Source organism: Kitasatospora sp. NPDC032121 (assembly GCF_055580145.1).
Genome location: NZ_JBVILX010000003.1, coordinates 594,321 through 610,499, shown reverse-complemented (window position 1 = coordinate 610,499; position 16,179 = coordinate 594,321). Strand labels below are relative to the sequence as shown.

At 75.2% G+C, this 16,179-nt stretch carries 13 protein-coding genes; 7 read left to right on the top strand and 6 right to left on the bottom strand.

The window, feature by feature from the left end; translation table 11 throughout:
- The first annotated feature begins 91 nt into the window (after positions 1–91).
- Positions 92–2,032, top strand: a complete 1,941-nt coding sequence (locus tag ACZ5OX_RS13580) for an FUSC family protein (RefSeq protein WP_465630041.1) — start codon at positions 92–94, stop codon at positions 2,030–2,032.
- A gap of 110 nt (positions 2,033–2,142) precedes the next feature.
- Here the strand turns inward: ACZ5OX_RS13580 and ACZ5OX_RS13575 are convergent, their stop codons facing one another.
- Positions 2,143–3,546: an amidase gene (locus ACZ5OX_RS13575; protein ID WP_465630040.1), complete on the bottom strand. Its 1,404-nt coding sequence runs from the start codon at positions 3,544–3,546 to the stop codon at positions 2,143–2,145.
- A gap of 309 nt (positions 3,547–3,855) precedes the next feature.
- Here ACZ5OX_RS13575 and ACZ5OX_RS13570 point away from each other — a divergent pair, with 309 nt between their 5' ends.
- Both ACZ5OX_RS13570 and ACZ5OX_RS13565 read left to right on the top strand, forming a co-directional pair.
- Positions 3,856–5,205, top strand: a complete 1,350-nt coding sequence (locus tag ACZ5OX_RS13570; protein ID WP_465630039.1) for a cytochrome P450 — start codon at positions 3,856–3,858, stop codon at positions 5,203–5,205.
- A 108-nt stretch (positions 5,206–5,313) separates the two neighbouring features.
- A complete protein-coding gene (locus ACZ5OX_RS13565) occupies positions 5,314–6,030 on the top strand; it encodes a rhomboid-like protein (protein ID WP_465630038.1) in 717 nt (238 codons plus the stop codon).
- 68 nt (positions 6,031–6,098) lie between these two features.
- On the opposite strand, the gene ACZ5OX_RS13560 is transcribed toward ACZ5OX_RS13565, so the two are convergent.
- Positions 6,099–6,680 carry a DUF421 domain-containing protein gene (locus ACZ5OX_RS13560; RefSeq protein WP_465630037.1) on the bottom strand — a complete coding sequence of 194 codons (582 nt, stop codon included), beginning with the start codon at positions 6,678–6,680 and terminating at the stop codon, positions 6,099–6,101.
- 54 nt (positions 6,681–6,734) lie between these two features.
- Positions 6,735–7,571, bottom strand: coding sequence for a LysR family substrate-binding domain-containing protein (locus tag ACZ5OX_RS13555; protein ID WP_465630139.1), 837 nt, complete (start codon positions 7,569–7,571; stop codon positions 6,735–6,737).
- A 67-nt stretch (positions 7,572–7,638) separates the two neighbouring features.
- Between ACZ5OX_RS13555 and ACZ5OX_RS13550 the strand changes: the two genes are divergently transcribed.
- Both ACZ5OX_RS13550 and ACZ5OX_RS13545 read left to right on the top strand, forming a co-directional pair.
- Positions 7,639–8,067: a DUF5997 family protein gene (locus tag ACZ5OX_RS13550; protein WP_449787474.1), complete on the top strand. Its 429-nt coding sequence runs from the start codon at positions 7,639–7,641 to the stop codon at positions 8,065–8,067.
- A 150-nt stretch (positions 8,068–8,217) separates the two neighbouring features.
- Positions 8,218–9,999 carry a DUF885 domain-containing protein gene (locus ACZ5OX_RS13545; RefSeq protein WP_465630036.1) on the top strand — a complete coding sequence of 594 codons (1,782 nt, stop codon included), beginning with the start codon at positions 8,218–8,220 and terminating at the stop codon, positions 9,997–9,999.
- A 116-nt stretch (positions 10,000–10,115) separates the two neighbouring features.
- Here the strand turns inward: ACZ5OX_RS13545 and ACZ5OX_RS13540 are convergent, their stop codons facing one another.
- A complete protein-coding gene (locus ACZ5OX_RS13540; protein ID WP_465630035.1) occupies positions 10,116–11,243 on the bottom strand; it encodes a YncE family protein in 1,128 nt (375 codons plus the stop codon).
- 384 nt (positions 11,244–11,627) lie between these two features.
- Between ACZ5OX_RS13540 and ACZ5OX_RS13535 the strand changes: the two genes are divergently transcribed.
- On the top strand, positions 11,628–12,299 hold the full coding sequence (locus ACZ5OX_RS13535) for a hypothetical protein (RefSeq protein ID WP_465630138.1): 672 nt from the start codon (positions 11,628–11,630) through the stop codon (positions 12,297–12,299).
- A gap of 120 nt (positions 12,300–12,419) precedes the next feature.
- Positions 12,420–12,806, top strand: a complete 387-nt coding sequence (locus ACZ5OX_RS13530) for a hypothetical protein (RefSeq protein WP_465630034.1) — start codon at positions 12,420–12,422, stop codon at positions 12,804–12,806.
- A 105-nt stretch (positions 12,807–12,911) separates the two neighbouring features.
- Here ACZ5OX_RS13530 and nadE read toward each other — a convergent pair whose 3' ends face one another.
- Entirely contained in the window at positions 12,912–13,751 is an 840-nt protein-coding gene (nadE, locus tag ACZ5OX_RS13525; protein WP_465630033.1) for an ammonia-dependent NAD(+) synthetase, read from the bottom strand.
- Between the two features lie 66 nt (positions 13,752–13,817).
- A complete protein-coding gene (gene ftsH / locus ACZ5OX_RS13520) occupies positions 13,818–15,953 on the bottom strand; it encodes an ATP-dependent zinc metalloprotease FtsH (RefSeq protein WP_465630032.1) in 2,136 nt (711 codons plus the stop codon).
- Between the last annotated feature and the right edge of the window lie 226 nt (positions 15,954–16,179).

Below are 16,179 nucleotides of genomic sequence, written 5' to 3'. Positions count from 1 at the left end.
TGTTTCGGAGACTGACATAAGCGCGGGTATGTTTCCGGAATTGACATAAGCGCGAACGGTGAACCGGACGGGCCCGCCGTACGTTGGGCGTATGGCACGCGCGCTGACGGCTCCCCCGTGGCTGACCGAGGGCCTGCGGCCCCGGGCCGCGCCGATCCCCCGGGCCGCGGTCGCCCGCGCCTCCGTCGCACTCGCCGCCCCGCTCGCGGTGGGCACCGCCACCGGGCGGCCCGCGTACGGCGCGCTGGTGTCGATGGGCGCGCTGTCCGGAGTCATCGGGGACACCGCCGACGCGTACCGGATGCGGGTGTTCAACATCGCCGTGCCCCAGCTCTTCGGCGCCCTCGGGATGCTGTGCGGCACCCTGGTGTTCGGCTCCGGCTGGGCGGCCGTCGCGACGCTGACCGTCGTCGCCCTGGTCTCCGGCATGATCTCCTCGATCGGCGCGGTCGCCTCCGTCTCCGGACTGCTCCTGCTGCTCAACGCCGTCGTCGGGGCCGGCCTGCCGCTGCCCTCGCCCTGGTGGCTGCCGCCCGCCCTGCTGCTGCTCGGCGGCCTGGTCGTGCTCGCCCTGACCCTGCTCGCCTGGCCGCTGCGCCTGGGCGTCCCCGAGCGGGTGGTGGTGGCCGACACCTACCGGGCGGTCGCCGACCTGCTGGCGGCCGCCGGCACACCGGAGTACGACGGCCGCCGCCGCGAGCTCACCCGCTCGCTCAACCAGTCCTACGACCTGCTGCTCGCCCGCCGGGCCCGGCGGCACGGCCGCTCACCCACCCTGGTGCGGCTGCTCGCCCAGCTCAACGCGGTGATCCCGGTGGTCGAGGCGGCCCCGGCGGCCCAGCTGCGCCCGCCCGAGTTCGGCCCGCTGTCCGCCCGCTACCCGGCCGCCGTGCGCGCGCTGGCCGACGCCGTCGAGCAGGGCCGCACCGGCCCGCCCCCGCCGCTCGACCTGCCGGTCCCGGCCGGCCCGTCCACCCGCGCGCTGGTCGAGGCGGTCCGGCACGCCGCCGTCGTCGTGTACGAGGCCGCGCCCGACCCGTACGCCGACGAGGACCGGCTCGGCCGGCCCGCCCGCCTCGCGGTCCGGGCCCGGCGCGCGGCCAGGGCACTGCTGCTGTCCGACACCTCCTGGCGGTACGGGCTGCGGCTGGCGCTGTGCATCGGGCTGGCGCAGGTGCTGGTCTCGGCGATCGCGGTGCCCCGCTCGTACTGGGTGGCGCTGACCGTGACCTTCGTGATGAAGCCCGACTTCGGCTCGGTGTTCTCCCGCGCGGTGCTGCGCGCGCTCGGCACCGCGGCCGGGCTGCTGATCGCCATCCCGGTGCTGGCCGAGGTGCCGCACGGCTGGTGGGACGTCCCGGTGATGGCGGCGCTGGCCGCGCTGATCCCCGTGCTGTCCGCCAAGGGGTACGCCTTCCAGACCGCGGCCATCACCCCGGTCATCCTGCTGCTCTCCGACCTGCTCAACCACCAGGGCTTCCACCTGGTGCTGCCCCGGCTCTACGACTCGCTGATCGGCTGCGGCATCGCGCTGCTGGTCGGCTACCTGCTGTGGCCCGAGTCCTGGCACACCCGGATCGGCGACCGCCTCGCCGACGCCGTCCAGGACACCGCCGCGTACGTGTCGCTGGCCCTCACCACCGCGCCCGGACAGGACGAACCGGCCCGCGCCCGCTACCGGCGGCGGCTCTACCGGGACCTGTCCACGGTGCGCAGCGAGTTCCAGCGGGCACTCACCGAGCCCCCGCCGGTCGGCCCCCGGGCGGAGGCGTGGTGGCCGGTGGTGATCGCGGTCGAGCGGATCGTGGACACCACCACGGCCACCCGGGTGCGGATCGAGCACGGCGCGCCGGTGCCGGCCCCCGAGGACGTCGCCGCCGTCACCCGGGAGCTGACCGGCCTGGCCGAGGCGCTGCGCACCGGGGCGCCGCTGCCGGCGGCGGAACCGGACGTGCTGTCGCCGGACTGCGCCCTGGCCCGGCTGCACCACGAGGTGCACGCGGCCCGCTCGGTGGCCGCGCCGGTGGCCTGAGCGCGCCCGGTGCGGCCGGTGTCGACCGAGGGCGCCGGCCGCCGGGCTCCGTCCCGGCATCGCCAGGCTCAGTCCCGGCATCGCCGGGCTCAGTCCCCGCATCGCCGGGCTCAGTCCTGGATCCGCCGCCAGGGCCGGTCCGCCTCCAGCGCGAAGGCCAGTTCCAGCAGCAGCCGCTCCTGCCCGTGCGCCGCCGACAGGTGCACCCCGACCGGCAGCCCGCCGGGCGCGGAGCCGGCCGGCAGCGCGATGCCCGGGCCGCCGGTCACGTTGTTGACCGGGGTGAAGGCGACGTAGCGCATCAGCCGGTCCATCAGCTCGTCGAAGTCGACGTTCGGGCTCAGGTGCCCGATCGGCGGGGCGGTGTGGGCGAGCACCGGGGACAGGATCACGTCGTGGCCGCGGAAGATCCGCGCGTACACGCCCTCGGCCCGGCGCAGCCGCCGCAGCACGCCGGGGGTCCGCGGGAACTCGGCCTGGAACCGGCGGCGCAGCCCGGTGGTCAGTCCGTCCAGCTTCCCGGCCCGGAAGCTCGGGTCGATCAGCAGCCGGCCGGTGGCCGCGATGGCCCAGGCGATGTAGCCCCAGTAGCTGACGAAGTCACGGGAGAACTCCTCGCCGAAGGGCAGTTCGGTCGGCTCGACCAGATGGCCCATCGCCTCCAGCCGGGCGGCCGTCTCCTCGACCACCCGCCTGGTCGGCTCGTCGGTCTTGGCGATCGGCGAGTCCACCACCAGGCCGATCCTCAGCCGCCGTTCGCCCGGCCCCTCGACCAGGCCGAGCGGGGGCAGCGCGGGGTTGGCGCGGTGCCGCTCGGCGGCGGCGAAGAAGGCGGCGGTGTCGCGCACCGAGCGGGTCAGCACGCCGTCGGTGACCAGGTCGATCGGCAGTTTGCCGCTCTGGGCGTTGGTGACCAGCCGGCCCCGGGTGGGCTTGAGCCCGACCAGTCCGCAGCAGGCCGCCGGGATGCGGATCGAGCCGCCGCCGTCGTTGGCGTGCGCGATCGGCACCACGCCGGAGGCCACCAGGGCCGCCGAGCCGCCGGAGGAGGCGCCGGCCGAGTGCGAGGGCTTCCAGGGGTTGCGCACCGGCCGGGCGGCGGCGAACTCGGTGGAGGCGTTGAGGCCGAACTCGGGCAGCCTGGACTTGCCGAGGACGGCGAGGCCGGTGGCGAGGAACTGGTCGGTGAAGCGCGCGTTGCGGCGGGCCGGTCGGGCGCGGTAGGCCGCGCTGCCCATCGCCGTCGGCAGGCCCCGCAGGTCCACGTTGTCCTTGAGGTACGTCGGCACGCCCCACAGCGGGCCGCCGATGCCCTCCCGGCTGATCCGCGGCCTGTCGTACGAGGCGTGGGCGACGGGCAGCAGCGTGCCGTCCACCCGGGCCGCCCGGTCGACGGCCGCGCGGACCAGCTCCCTCGGGTCGGCCTCGCCGGCCCGCACCAGTGCGGCGAGCGCCACCGCGTCGTGGGCGCCCAGGGCGTCGTCGGCGAACGCGTGGACCCGCTCGTCGGTCATCCGAACTCCCCACTCCCTGCCGGGCGTCCCGCCGTCCGGCGATCGCACCGGCTGGTCGTTCCTGCCCGGTTCTACTGACCGGTAATCCCGCAAGCGCTTCGAGTGTAGGCGTGGCCGGTGGCCCCCGCCGAGCCGGGGCGCCGTTCCGCGAATGAACGATTCGTCACATCGCCGAGGGCGCACGACCGTTCAACCCGCGCCCCCGCGTTCACCCCGTCCGCCGGTCCACGATCGTTTCGCCGCACGCCGCCGGGAAAGATCACGTTCACGATTCGTCCCGGTCCTCCCGCCCCAACCAAGGTGACGCCCGTGCCGACCCCCTTCTTCCCGACCACCCGGTTCACCGCGGCCCTGGCCCCCGGCGGCCTTCCCCTGCTCGGCCACGCCCCCGCCCTGCTCCACCGCCCGCACGAGTTCGTGGCCCGGCTGCCCGCCCACGGCGACCTCGTCCGGCTGCGGCTCGGCCCGCTCCGCGCGTACGTGGTCTGCCACCCCGAGCTGGTCCACCGGATGCTCGCCGACGACCACACCTTCGACAAGGGCGGGCCCCTCCTCGCCAAGGCCCGGGAGGTCGTCGGCAACGGCCTCGCCACCTGCCCCGCCGCCGTCCACCGGCGCCAGCGCCGGATGCTGCAGCCCGCCTTCCACCGTGAACGGCTGCCCGGCTACGCCGCCCTGATGGCCGAGGAGATCGCCGACGCCACCGCCCGCTGGCACGACGGCGACGTGATCGACGTCCCCGCCGCGATGCACCGCCTCAGCACCGCCGTCACCGCCCGCTGCCTGTTCGCCGCGCACGAGCGGGCCGGCTCACCGCCGGTGCACCGGCGCATGGACGTCGTGACCCGCGGCCTCGCCCGGCGGCCGCTGCTGCCACTGCCCGGCACCGACCTCCTCCCCACCCCCGGCAACCGCCGCTCGCACCGCGCCCGACAGGACCTCCGGCAGATCACCCGGCGGCTGATCGCCGAGCACCGTACCGCCGGCACCGACCGGCACGACCTGCTCTCCACCCTGCTCGCCGCCACGGACGAGGACGGCCGGAGCCTGTCCGACGCCGAGATCCACGAGCAGGTGCTCACCTTCCTGCTCGCCGGCGTGGAGACCACCGCCGCCACCCTCTCCTGGGCCTGGACGCTGCTCGCCGCCAACCCGGCCGTCCGCAGCCGGCTGCACGCCGAGCTGGACACCGTCCTGGACGGCCGTCCCGCCCGCCACGAGGACCTGCCCGCCCTGCCGCTCACCGCCCGGATCGTCAGCGAGACCCTGCGGCTCTACCCGCCGCCGTGGATCCTCAGCCGCACCGCCACCACCGACACGGAGCTCGGCGGCCACCGCGTCCCGGCCGGCACCACCCTGCTGTTCAGCCCCTACCTGCTGCACCGCCGGGCCGACCTGTTCCCCCGCCCCCACCGGTTCGACCCCGACCGCTGGCTCACCACCGCCAGCCCCGCCCCCGGCACCTACACGCCGTTCGGCCTCGGCGCCCGCCGCTGCATCGGCGACGACTTCGGCACCACCGAGGCCGTCCTCGCCATCGCCACCATCGCCGCCCGCTGGACCATCGCCCCCGCCCCCGGCCGGCCGGTCCGCCCCCGGCGCAGCTCCTCCCTCGCGCCCCGGCCCTTCACCGCGCGGCTGACCCGCCGCATCCGCTGACCGGACGCCGACCGGCGCCCGGGGACGGGGCTTCGGTACTGTCCCGGCATGGCCGGCCGTACGGGCGCCGGCCGGAACCAGGCCGCTCGACCGGGACACCACCACGCCATGAACGCTCGAACCCCACGGGGGCTCCTGACCGGGGCGCTGCACGCCGTCCGGACGTACCCGCGCCGCTCACCGCTGACCTTCGGCTACGTCGTCCTGCTCCTGCTCGGGCACGTCTGGGTCGAGAGCGTGCTCGCCGCCGACCGGGCGGACGCGCTCCGCGACCACATCAGCACCAACCTCGACAACCTGCACGACCACCCGGTCACCGCCCTGTTCGGCAGCGCGCTGCTCTTCGACGGCACCCTCACCGAGGTCCTCTCCACCGGCTTCGGCAGCACCCTGATCACCCTGGGCCTGGGCGTCTGCTGCTGCCTCGCCTGGACCGAGCGCCGCTACGGCAGCCTGCGCGCCGCCGCCGTCTTCCTCGGCGGGCACATCGGCGCGACCCTGGTCACCGCCGCGGTGATCGTGCTCGCCCTGCGGCACGGCTGGTACCCGCAGGACGTGCGGCAGGCCTCGGACTACGGCATCAGCTACGGCGCCCAGACCGTCCTCGCCCTCGCCACCCTCGCCGTACCCCGGTGGGCCCGACTGCCCTGGGCCGCCTTCGTCGTCGCCTGGCCGCTCGGCGGCGGCGGCGAATGGCCCGGCCCGCTCCCGGAGTTCACCACCGTCGGCCACCTCCTCGCCGCCGCCCTCGGCTTCGCCCTGGCCGCCGCGGTGGCCCTCACCGCCTCCCGCCGCCGTCGCGCCGGGGCCCCGGGGTCCGCCTGACGACACCCGCACCTGAACCGGGCGGGCGTCAGCGGGACGGGGGCGGGCGGGCGTCAGCGAGGTCGGCGTCAGCGGGGCGGGCGACGGTCGGCGGCGATGGCGGCGAGCAGCCGCTCGATCTCCGCCAGCCGGCGCCGCAGGTCCTCGACGTCGCCGCGGGTGGCGTTCTGCTCGTCCGCCTTGATCTCGACCAGCAGCTGCCCGTCCGGCTCCAGCCGGGCGCGGGCCACCTCGCCGAGGTCGTCGCCGTTCTGGATCCGGATGGCGTGCTCCAGCTCGGACGGGCGCAGCGCCAGGTCGTGCAGCGCGCCGGGCACCAGCCTGCCGTCCCGGACCACGGTGGTGGCCTTTCCCTCCAGGATGCGGGCGGCCCTCCGGTCGCGGGCGAGCCAGCGGGTGACGACGGCGTTCACCGCGACCAGGGTGACCGCCCCGATCGCACCGCCGAGCAGGCTGTTGTCGTTGCCGATGATGGCGTTCTGCACCACGTTGGAGAGCAGGAAGACGACCACCATGTCGAAGGTGTTGAGCCCCGCCAGCCCGCGTTTCCCGGCGAGCCGGAACAGCACGAGGATCAACGCGTAGACGGCGATCGTGCGCAGGACCTTCTCCCCGATCGGGATCTGGACCGCCACCAGGTTGTGCCACACTGCCCCGCTCCTCCCGCCTCGGCTGTTGGGAACGGGGCAGAGGCTACGCCTCGGTCACCGCTTCGGCCTGCCGCGCCGGGCCGCCGCGCCGCGCCCGGCGGCCTTGGCGCCGCCTGCCTTCGCGCCCTTCGGTCCCCCGGCCCGCTGGCCGCCCGCCTTCTGGGCGCCCCTCTTCTGGCCGCCCGCCTTCTGTGCGCCGGACTTCTGCCCGCCGGACTTCTGCTGCTGCGGCTTGCCCGGGGCCGCCTTCCCGGGCCGGGCCTCGGGCGCCGCCTGCCCGGCCCCGCGGCCGCGCGAGCTGTTGACCGTACGGCCGCGGACGATCCCGATGAACTCCTCCACCAGGTCCGTCGTCCGCTCCTGCGGCCAGGACAGCGCCACCTGGGACTGCGGCGCCTCCACCACCGGCCGGTAGGTGAGGTCCCGGCGGTGGTGCAGCCGGGCCAGCGACTGCGGCACCAGGAGCACGCCGACGTTCGCCGCGACCAGCTCGATCGCGTCCGCCGTGCTGTCCGGCCGCGCGATGGCGGGGCGCCCGGGCAGGGTCTCGGCGGTGAAGCCGAGGGAGTCGTCGAGCGGGTGGAAGACCACCTCCTCGGCCAGGTCCGCCAGTGGGACCTCCTCGGCGGCGGCGAGCCAGTGGTCCTTGGGGAAGACCACGACGGTGGTCTCGGTGTAGAGCGGGATCGCGCTCAGCACGTCCTTGTCCACCGGAAGCCGGACCAGCCCGGCGTCCGCGCCGCCCTCGCGCAGGGTGCGCTCGGCATCGCCGAACGGGACCGCGAGGAGGTCCAGCGGCACGTCCGGGAGCCGCTCGCTCCAGACCCGGACCCATTTGCCGGGGGTCACGCCCGGGACGTACACGAGCCGGAAGGACGGGTTCACCTGCATGTCTGTCACAGGGCAAGGCTACCGACCGTGACCGGAAGCGCCCGCGCGCTCCCTTACCCTTGTCACCATGACATCGCTCAAGCAGAAGACCAGCCAGACCATGAAGCCGGCCACGGCGGCCAAGAAGCTGGGGATCTACCTCGACGCCGCGCCGACCGACTTCCGGGAGGGCGTGGTCTCCCGCGAGGAGCTGAACGCACTGCAGGCCGAGCCGCCGCAGTGGCTCCAGGACCTGCGCAAGAACGGCCCGCACCCGCGCCCGGTGGTCGCCGCCAAGCTCGGCATCTCGATCTCCGGCCTGGCCCGCGGCGGCGTGACGGAGGCGCTGACCACCGAGCAGATCGAGGCCGTCAAGGCCGAGAACCCGCTCTGGCTCCAGCACGAGCGCGCCAACCAGGTGGACGTCCGCAAGGAGACCGCCCGGATCAAGGAGAAGCACGAGAAGGAGGCCGCCGCCAAGGCCGCCAAGGAGGGCAAGGCCGCCCAGGCGCGCTGACCCGTCTCCCCTCGGTGCGGCGGTGGCGGAAGGGGTGGAACTCCCCTTCCGCCGCGGCGTATTGACCGGGCCGTCGATCGCTCCGAATAATCGGCGGGATCGGGCGCGGCGGTACGCCGCACCGCGGCAACCGCACCGGGGGAGCGACCAGTGATCGAGCAGCCTCAGGACGCAGCGCGGACTCACAACGCAGGGCGGACTCAGGACGCCGGACAGCACCAGCACGCAGGGCGGCCGCAGGACACCGGGCAGCCTCAGGACACCGGGCAGTCGCGGCACGCGGGGCTCGCCGCGCTCGCGGACGAGTTCTTCGCCGCCGAGAACACCCACAACCCGTTCGACGCGACCCTCAGCGGGGTCGAGGGCTACGCCCACCTGGTGCCCGACCCGTCCCGCGAGGCCGCGCACCGCCACCGCGGGACGCTGCGCGGCTTCGCCGACCGGCTGGCCGCGATCCCGCCGGACACGCTGGCCGGCGAGGACCGGATCACCCACCGGGTGCTCGCCCGGCTGATCGACAACGGCATCGGCCAGATCACCCACGGGCTGGCCGAGTTCAGCGTCTCGGCGACCATCGTCGCCCCGCAGAACGAGGCCTTCTCCGCGCTCGCCATGACCTCGGTCGAGCAGGAGGGCGCCGACGCCTACCTGGAGCGCCTCGCCGCCCTGCCCGGCTACTTCGACGCCACGCTGCGCCGCACCCTGGACGCCGCCGCCGAGGGCCGCCGCCCGCCGCGCAGCGGGGTCGACGCCGCCGTCGCCCAGCTGGAGGCCCACCTGGCCACCGCCCCGGCCGAGGACCAGCTGCTGCGGCCGCTGGCCGGCCGCCGGGAGTCCGAGCGGGCCCTGGCCATCGTGCGCGACGCCGTCCGCCCGGCGGTGGCCCGCTACCGGGCCGGGCTGGCCCAGCAACTGATACCGGTTGCCCGGCCGGACGACAAGCCCGGGGTCTGCCACGTGCCGGGCGGCGCCGAGGGCTACGCGGACGCCGTCGCCCGCTTCACCCGGCCGGGGCTCACCCCGCAGGAGGTGCACCGGATCGGCCTGGAGGCCGTGGCGGCGCTGCGCGAGGAGTTCGCCGAGCTCGGCGGCAAGGTCCTGGGCATCACCGACCCCGCGGCCGTGCTGACCGCGCTGCGCGAGGACCGCTCGCTGCGCTTCGGCAGCGCGGCCGAGATCGTCGCCCTGGTGGACGGGGCGCTGGAGCGGGCCCGCCTCGCCTGCGCCGACTGGTTCCGCCCGTACCCGATCGCCGACTGCGTGACCAGGGAGATCGACCCGATCGAGGCGGAGAACGCGCCGCTGGCCTACTACCAGCCGCCGGGCCCGGGCGGGCTGCCCGGAACCCACTGGATCAACACGCTGCGCCCGGAGAGCCGGTTCAGCTACGAGTACGAGGCGCTCGCCTTCCACGAGAGCGTGCCCGGCCACCACCTCCAGCTCGCCGTCGCCCGGACCCTGCACCACCTGCCGCAGTTCCGGCGGAACCCGAGCGGCCAGCTGACCGCCCACGTCGAGGGCTGGGGCCTGTACACCGAGCGGCTCGCGGACGAGATGGGGCTGTACAGTTCGGAGCTGTCCCGGTTCGGCATGCTCTCGATGGACGCGCTGCGGGCGGTCCGGCTGGTGGTGGACACCGGGATGCACCACTACGGCTGGTCCCGGGAGCGGGCGATGGCCTACCTGCGGGCCAACACCGCGACCCCCGCGGCCAACGTCCGCAACGAGATCGACCGCTACATCGCCTGGCCGGGCCAGGCCACCGCCTACCTGATCGGCCGCCGGGAGATCGTGCGGCACCGCGAACGGGCCGAGGCCGCGCTCGGCGCCCGGTTCGACGTCCGGGAGTTCCACCACCAGCTGATCGGGCACGGCAGCCTGCCGCTGGGGGTGCTGGAGGAGCTGGTGACGGACTGGATCGCGGCGCAGTAGGCCGTACGTCCCATTGCCCTGCCACCGCTGCGCGTCCCCCTCGGTGCCGTCCTCGGTGCCGTCCGCCGGACGGCACCGAGGGGCTCCACGCCCGCCCCGGTGCCGTCAGGTCGTCGTCAGAACCGGACGGTCCGCAGGACCGAGTCACCGCCCTGGAGCCCGGCCAGGTAGAGGGTGTGCCCGTCCGCCCCGAGCTGGACCTGGACGACGGAGTCCAGGCCGAAGCCAGTGACGGTCTCGCCGGGGACGGCCGCGCCGGTCGCGGGGTCGTACGAGAGCAGCGCGGCCTGGGCGGTCTTCGCGCCGGTGAACACGAAGAGCCGGCGCGAGTCGGGGCTCGCCCCGAGCAGCTGGGGGCCGTTGTCGAAGGGCCCCAGGGAGAAGCCGGACCGGAAGGTGTTCGTCGCCGGGTCGAGGGTGTCGAGGGAGACGGTGCCCCATTCGCGGTAGCCGCTCGCGTAGACGGTGCGGCCGTCGGGGGCGGGCACGACGGCCTCGGCGGAGCCGAAGTCCGCCACCCGGTCGATGACCTCCGGGACGGCACCCTCGACGTCCAGGTGGTACAGGTTGTCCGCGGTGCCGACCCAGGCGTCGGTGGCGTCGGGGCCGAGCACCACCTGGTTCACGGTGAAGCCGGTGAGCGTCACGCTGCCGGGGAAGGTCCGGGTGGCGGGGTCGTAGGCGAGGACGCGGCCGGCCCGGCTGCCCATGCGCACGCCGTAGGGGCCGTACTGGGACAGCCAGAGCCGGGTGCCGTCCGGGCTGACGGTCACCCCGTGCAGCCCGCCCTTGGTCATCGCTCCGGGGCGCGGCTGGTCGGGCGTGGCGACCCGGGCGAGCAGCCCGCCGGTGACGGCGTCGAAGGTCAGCAGGTCCCAGTTGACGGTCACGTAGACCCGGCTGCCGTCCGGGCTCACGGTCGGACGGCCGACCATGTCGAAGGAGGAGACGGTGAGCAGGTCGGTGCTCACTCCGGTCCGGGTGTCGATGCTGCGGACCGCGCGGGCGCCGTGTCCCGGGTCGACGTCGTAACTGGCCACCACGAACGCTCGGCTGCCGTCCGGACTGACGGCGAACGACTCGCCCCTCGCTCCCAACGCCAGGGTGTCCGGGGCGACGCCCTGCCGGACCGTCACCGCCGGGCCGGCCGGCGCGGCCGCCACCGCCTCCGTCCCGGTCACCAGCAGCGCCCCCGCCGCCACCACCGCGCCAAGCCAACGTGCTTTGCGCACAAGCCCGTTCATGCTTCCCCTCCCGCCGGTCGGATCGCGGCTTCGCCGCGTCCGCGTCAGGCTACGACACGTTCGCGGGGCCCGCGTAGCGGTTCGGCCGGAGTCGGTCCCACTCCGGCCGAACACAGCCCCTTCACGACACCGCCGGAACCGGAACCGGCCACGGCGTCGGCGTCGGCGTCGGCGTCGGCGTCGGCGTCGGCCGGATTCGCCGTCGTCGCGGAAACGGTTCCGCGCGCCCGGCGAAGGCTTCCCGCGCCCGAACCGGCGTCACCCCAACGGCCCTGCCGACACGGTAGGGTCCGCTGGAACGGCCACCGGCACGCCCGGCGACCGCCGCCCGCGCCCACCCCGATGGAGGAACCCGTGCCGGCTCCCGCCCGCCGCGCCCTGGCCATGGCCGCCGCCGTCCTGTTCGCCGCCGCGGCCGCGGGCTGCTCGCCCGGCGGCGGCCACACCGCCGGGAGCGTCAGGTCCGACTCCGCGGCGGCCGCCCCGCCCGCCGCCTCGATCGTCACCGGCCCCGGCCCGAAGAACAGTTACGAGGTCCAGCCGCAGCCCGCGCCGGGCAGCTGCCACTACCGCTACACCGCGGACCAGCAGCCGCTGCCGGACCCCGCCTGCACCCCGGGCGCGATCAGCCCGGCGGTCAGCCAGGACAACCTCAAGGACACGATCTGCAAGCCGGGCGGCTACACCTCGACCATCCGCCCGCCGGCGAACATCACCGGCAAGGAGAAGGCCGAGAACGCCAAGTCCTACGCCTACACGGGGCCGTTGGCCGACGCCGAGTACGACCACCTGATCAGCCTCCAGCTCGGCGGCGACCCCAACGACCCGCGCAACCTGTGGGTCGAGCCGCCCTCCCCCGGCCACGTCCCCGGCAAGGGCCCGAACAACCCCAAGGACACGGTGGAGACCCACCTGCACACCGCGATCTGCAAGGGCCGGATCACCCTGGCCGCCGCCCAGCAGGCGATCGCCACCGACTGGACGACCGCCGAGGGCCGACTCGCCGCCGGCACCGGCTCCGCCCCGACCCCCGAGCCCGACGCGGACGGGGACTGACGGGCCCTCAGGGTCCAACTGCTGGGCACAGCTCCGCTGTTGCGACCACTCAGGTGGCGGGACACACGAGCGCCGGCCCGCCGCCGCGACCCCCGCCCCACCGGTAACGTGATCGGACACGTGAACGAGCGACATCAGGGGGCGGGCGCAGTGGCGAGGGCGGGCGTCAAGGGGCTGAGCAGAGAGACGACGGACCTCAGGGCCGGAGCGGTGTTCGCCGTGCTGTCGGTGGTGATCGACGGCTTCCTGCTGTTCGGGATCTGGCGCTGGACCGGGGAACAGACACCCGGGGAGCACCACTCGGCGGTGCTGCAGACCTGGGGGCTCCTCGCGGGCATCGCGTTCACGGTGCTGCTCGGCGTGGCCGTCGCCGGTCAGCGGTCGACCCCGCAGCGCCGCTGGCGCTGCGCGATGCTCGGCCTCCTCCTCGGCCATCTGGCCCTGGCGGCCTTCCTGGCCCTCGTGGTCGCCCTGCTCCTGGGCGGCGCCATCGGCGGCATTCCCTAGCAAGTGCTACCGGACCGCCCGGGCCCGTCGACCACCCGGCCGCCGCCCGCCGCCCGGCCAGCGAGGAGTCCGGGAGACGGGCGGCGAAGGCGCGGGCCCGGCCGGTCAGGCCACCGGCGGGACGACCGGCAGGTTGCGCTTGTGCTCGGTGCGGCGGTAGTGGCCGAGGACGGTCCGGAAGACCTCCTCGCTGACCGGCAGGCCCTCCAGGAAGTCGTCCAGGGCGTCGTAGCTGACACCGAGGGCGTCCTCGTCGGGGCGGCCGGGGGCGAGGTTCTCCAGGTCGGCGGTCGGGACCTTCTTGACCAGCTCGGCCGGCGCGCCCAGCGCCTCGGCGATCGCCCGCACCTGGCGCTTGGTCAGGCCGGACAGCGGCATCACGTCGGCCGCGCCGTCGCCGAACTTGGTGAAGAAGCCGACGGCGGCCTCGGCGGCGTGGTCGGTGCCGACCACCAGCCCGCCCTTGGCGCCGGCCGCCGCGTACTGGACCACCATCCGCTGGCGGGCCTTGACGTTGCCGCCGACGAAGTCCTCGTGGCCGTGGTCGGTGTAGGTCAGTCCGGCGGTCTTGAGGGCGGCCAGCGCGCCGTCGGTGGCGGGCTTGACGTCGACGGTCAGCACCTCGTCGGCGCGGATGAAGCCGAGCGCGAGCTGGGCGTCCGCCTCGTCCGCCTGGACCCCGTACGGCAGCCGCATCGCGGTGAAGGTCACCTGGCGCCCCTCGTCCCGCAACCGCTCGACGGCGAGCTGGCAGAGCCGCCCGGCGGTGGTGGAGTCGACGCCGCCGCTGATCCCCAGCACCAGGCTGCGCGCGCCGGTGCTCCGCACCTGGTCGGCCAGGAACTCCACCCGCCGCTCGGCCTCCTCCGCGGGGTCCGGCACGGGCACGACCCCGAGGGCACGGGCGATCTCCCGCTGGACGTCGGCAGGCAGGGGCTCGGTCATTCCGACTCCTCGGGACGGTGGGTACGTGACGCGCAAACGAGGATACGACCCCCGGCGGCACGGCCGTCACGGGCGGGGGGTCTCCCCCGGCTCAGCCCGCCCCCCGGGCCCCGGCTCCGCCCGTCCCTCGGACCCGTCGGGCTTGCGCAGCGAGACCGGCTGCCCCGGACCCGGTCCCGGGTGCGCCAGGATGTCCAGCACCACCCGGCCGTCCACCGTCTCCTGGGCGACCAGCAGCGCCGCGAGCTCGTCCAGGTGGTGCCGGTGCTCGGTGAGCAGGTCGAGGGCCCGCCGCTCGGCCCGGCGCAGCAGGCCGGCCACCGCCTCGTCCACGGCGCGCTGGGTCTGCTCGGAGTACGGCCGGCGCAGCAGGTCCTCGGGGTTGTCGCCGAGGTAGTGCGGGGTGCCGCTGGAGTAGCCGACCGGGCCGAGCTCCGGGGAGAGGCCGAACTCGCGGACCATCCGGGTGGCGACCGAGGTGGCGTTGGCGAGGTCGTTGGCGGCGCCCGTGGAGCCCTCGCCGAAGACCACCAGCTCCGCCGCCCGGCCGCCGAGCTGGACGGTGAGCAGGTCGGTCAGGTAGCCCTCGCTGTACAGGTGCCGTTCGGCCTCGGGCAGCTGCTCGGTGGCGCCGAGGGCGACGCCGGCCGGGAGGATCGTCACCTTGGCGACCGGGTCGGCGCGCTCGCACAGGGCGGCCATCAGCGCGTGCCCGGACTCGTGCACCGCCACGGCGTGCCGTTCCTCGGGCAGCAGCGCGTTGGAGGACTCCCGGCGGCCGAGCAGCACCCGGTCGCGGGCGGCGTCGAGGTCGTCGGCGGTGAGGACGGACCGGTCGGCGCGCACGGCGTTGATGGCGGCCTCGTTGACCAGGTTGGCGAGGTCGGCGCCGGAGAAGCCGGGGGTGCCGCGGGCGAGCCGCCCGAGGTCGACGTCCGGGTCCAGGTTCTTGCCCCGGGCGTGCACGGCGAGGATGGCGGCCCGTTCGGCCTGGTTGGGCAGCGGGACGGTGACCTGCCGGTCGAAGCGGCCGGGGCGCAGCAGGGCCGGGTCGAGGGCGTCCGGGCGGTTGGTGGCGGCGATGACGACGATGCCGGTGCTCTGGTCGAAGCCGTCCATCTCGGCGAGCAGCTGGTTCAGGGTCTGCTCGCGCTCGTCGTTGCCGCCGAGCCGGGTGCCGCCCGCGCGGCGGCCGCCGACGGCGTCGATCTCGTCGATGAAGATGATCGACGGCGCGCGTTTGCGGGCGTCCTCGAAGAGGTCGCGGACCCGGGAGGCGCCGACGCCGACGAACATCTCCACGAAGCCGGAGCCGGTGACCGAGAGGAAGGGCACCGAGGCCTCCCCGGCGACGGCCCGGGCGAGCAGGGTCTTGCCGGTGCCGGGCGGCCCGACCATGATCACCCCGCGTGGCCCCTTGGCCCCGGCGGCGGCGTACCGCTCCGGGCTGCGCAGGAAGTCGACCACCTCGCTGACCTCCTGCTTCACCCCCTCGTAGCCGGCCACGTCGGCGAACCCGGTGTTCGGCCGCTCGGCCTCGATGATCTTGGCCCGGGACCGTCCGATGGCGCTCAGGCCGCCGCCCAGCGAGCGGGCGGCCATCCGGCCGGACCAGAGGAACAGCGCGCCGAAGACCAGCAGCGGCAGGAACAGCAGCAGGGTGGACCAGATCGAGCCGCCGCCGCTGGTCCGGCTGCCGGTGACGGTCACCTGGTGGTCGGTGAGCGCGCTGCTGAGCTGGGAGGTGTCCAGGGCGGTGGGGATCTGGCTGGTGAAGTGGGTGCCGTCCTTGAGCGTGCCGCTCACCCCGCCGGTGTCGCTGACGTCCACGGTCTGCACCTGGCCGGCGTTGACCCGGTTCACGAAGTCGCTGTAGCCGTAGCGGGTGCCGGGCTTGCCGGGGTTGGAGAAGAGCACCAGCAGGAGCAGCGTCACCAGCACGGCGACGGGCAGCAGCCAGCGGCGCCACGAGGGCGGCGGGGGCTTGCCGGGGCCCCCTGGGCCGCCTGGGCCACCCGGGCCGCCGGGCCCCGGGCCCTGGTTGCGGCCCTGGCCCGGGCCCTGGCCGCGCGGCTGGTCCCAGCCCGGCCTCGGGCCAGGTCCGGTGCCGGGGCCGGCGCCCGAGTCGGTGCCCGGGCCGGAATCGGACCCCGGTGGAGTCGTGGGGTGACGGGCAGCGCGCAGCCGGATTCGTACGATCATCCACGCTCACCGCCTCTCGGGGACCGAGCTCTCGGGGCTGAACTCTCGGGGCCGAACTCTCCGGGGGCCGAACTCTCCGGGGGCCGAACAGCCTCCGCCCCTCCATGGTGGGACGGTCCGCGCCCGGACGGGAGACCGAACGGGGTGGTAACGGTCCACCCGGGGGAGAACGGCGCGTGCGGCGCCCCGGGCCGGCGGCCGCAGAGCGCGGGCGTCCGCCGGTCTC

Coding starts and splice junctions, on each gene's coding strand:
- nadE (WP_465630033.1), bottom strand. CDS start 13,751: ATGACCGAGCCCCTGCCTGCCGACGTCCAGCGGGAGATCGCCCGTGCC.
- ACZ5OX_RS13580 (WP_465630041.1), top strand. CDS start 92: ATGGCACGCGCGCTGACGGCTCCCCCGTGGCTGACCGAGGGCCTGCGG.
- ACZ5OX_RS13565 (WP_465630038.1), top strand. CDS start 5,314: ATGAACGCTCGAACCCCACGGGGGCTCCTGACCGGGGCGCTGCACGCC.
- ACZ5OX_RS13555 (WP_465630139.1), bottom strand. CDS start 7,571: ATGCAGGTGAACCCGTCCTTCCGGCTCGTGTACGTCCCGGGCGTGACC.
- ACZ5OX_RS13550 (WP_449787474.1), top strand. CDS start 7,639: ATGACATCGCTCAAGCAGAAGACCAGCCAGACCATGAAGCCGGCCACG.
- ACZ5OX_RS13575 (WP_465630040.1), bottom strand. CDS start 3,546: ATGACCGACGAGCGGGTCCACGCGTTCGCCGACGACGCCCTGGGCGCC.
- ACZ5OX_RS13540 (WP_465630035.1), bottom strand. CDS start 11,243: ATGAACGGGCTTGTGCGCAAAGCACGTTGGCTTGGCGCGGTGGTGGCG.
- ftsH (WP_465630032.1), bottom strand. CDS start 15,953: ATGATCGTACGAATCCGGCTGCGCGCTGCCCGTCACCCCACGACTCCA.
- ACZ5OX_RS13535 (WP_465630138.1), top strand. CDS start 11,628: ATGGCCGCCGCCGTCCTGTTCGCCGCCGCGGCCGCGGGCTGCTCGCCC.